We start from the raw sequence: 1,227 nt of genomic DNA on the forward strand, positions 1-1,227 counted from the left end.
GCGCCCGGGAAGGATTGGGAGAGATTGGTCAGCCGGGTTCGGACGCTGCCGGTGCGGACCCGCTTCTCGGCGCACGTGCGGGATCTGGGCCGCCTGTCGGCCGGGCTCCGGGCTCGCCTTTTCGCCGATCTCGACACGGAGCGCCTGGTTGCGGCCGTTGTTGGCCCCGGCACACGCGCGCAGGACCGTTGGCACCGTGCCATCCTTCGTGGCCACAAGCCGGAGGCCCTCGACGGATACAACAGAAAGGCTACCCGGGATGTTGGGCGCCGTCCCAAGGGGCCTGAGATGGGCGAACTGATGGAGGATTTCGATGCTTCCCCCAAACATGGCCGAGGCGGCACGGGTGTGCCGCGCGGTGTGGCTTGACAGGGTCGGGGCGGCAGTCCCGGCTCAGGCCGGGCCGTCGTCCGGTGGCCGCGCCAGAATGGCGGCCTTGGACAGCAGACCATCGTCGCGCAGCCGCTCCAGCTCGGGCAGATCGGCCAGGCTGTTGAGGCCCCAGTGCTCGAGGAAGGCCGGGGTCGTCACGAAGGTGTGGGGCGCGCCCGGCTGCGGGCTGCGCGGGCCGGGGGCGACCAGGGCCTGATCGCGCAGCTCCGCCAGGGTTTCGTGGGGGATTTCGCGGCCCAGGATGACACCCAGTTCGGCGCGGGTGATCGGCTGGTAGTAGGCGATTACCAGCAGCGCCTCGAGTTCGACGCGCGACAGGTCCGGCCGGGGATCGTCGACCACCCCGGCGGCGCGGACGGCGGCGGCCAGGCCGGGGCGGGTGCGGAACTGGTAGCCGCCGGCCACCGAGACGATCTCATAGGGCCGGGTGCGCAGCTCGCCGCGGATGTCGTCGAGCAGCAGGTCGAGGTTGCAGCCGCGCCCGACCACCGCGGCCAGGGCGTCGCGGCCGACCGGCCGGGCGGCGGCGAACACGACCGCCTCGACCCGGCGCATCCACTCGCGCCAGCGCATCTCGGGTGGCAAGTCTTCAAGCTCGGTGTCGAGGGTCGGCCTGGTCCGGGTCCGCCGCGTTGCCACCGCGCTAGATCCCGTAGATCCGGAAGGTGTCGCGGCCGCTCAGCTCGCGCACCGCGCCGAGCCGGACCAGGCGCTCGAACAGGCGCCGGCCGGCGCGATCGGACAACCCGCCGGGCAGCCGCGCCGGTGTCAGCGCGTCCGTTCCGCACAGCGCCGCGACCACCGCCGGGGCCCCCTTGGCGCGGAGCTTGCCCG

The 1,227-nt window shown here is 73.1% G+C and carries 3 protein-coding genes; 1 reads left to right on the forward strand and 2 read right to left on the reverse strand.

The features are described 5' to 3' along the window. A partial coding sequence (locus N826_RS44615; protein WP_044438000.1) for a hypothetical protein occupies positions 1–369 on the forward strand: 369 nt, incomplete at its 5' end. A gap of 24 nt (positions 370–393) precedes the next feature. Here the strand turns inward: N826_RS44615 and scpB are convergent. Together scpB and N826_RS39005 are read right to left on the reverse strand one after the other, a co-directional pair. Continuing rightward, positions 394–1,032: an SMC-Scp complex subunit ScpB gene (gene scpB, locus N826_RS39000; protein WP_044438001.1), complete on the reverse strand. Its 639-nt coding sequence runs from the start codon at positions 1,030–1,032 to the stop codon at positions 394–396. Between the two features lie 4 nt (positions 1,033–1,036). Then, the coding region (locus N826_RS39005; protein WP_044438003.1) for a DUF1403 family protein at positions 1,037–1,227 on the reverse strand (191 nt) is incomplete at its 5' end.

Origin of the sequence: Skermanella aerolata KACC 11604 (assembly GCF_000936425.1) — a bacterium.
Classification (GTDB): Bacteria; Pseudomonadota; Alphaproteobacteria; order Azospirillales; family Azospirillaceae; genus Skermanella; species Skermanella aerolata.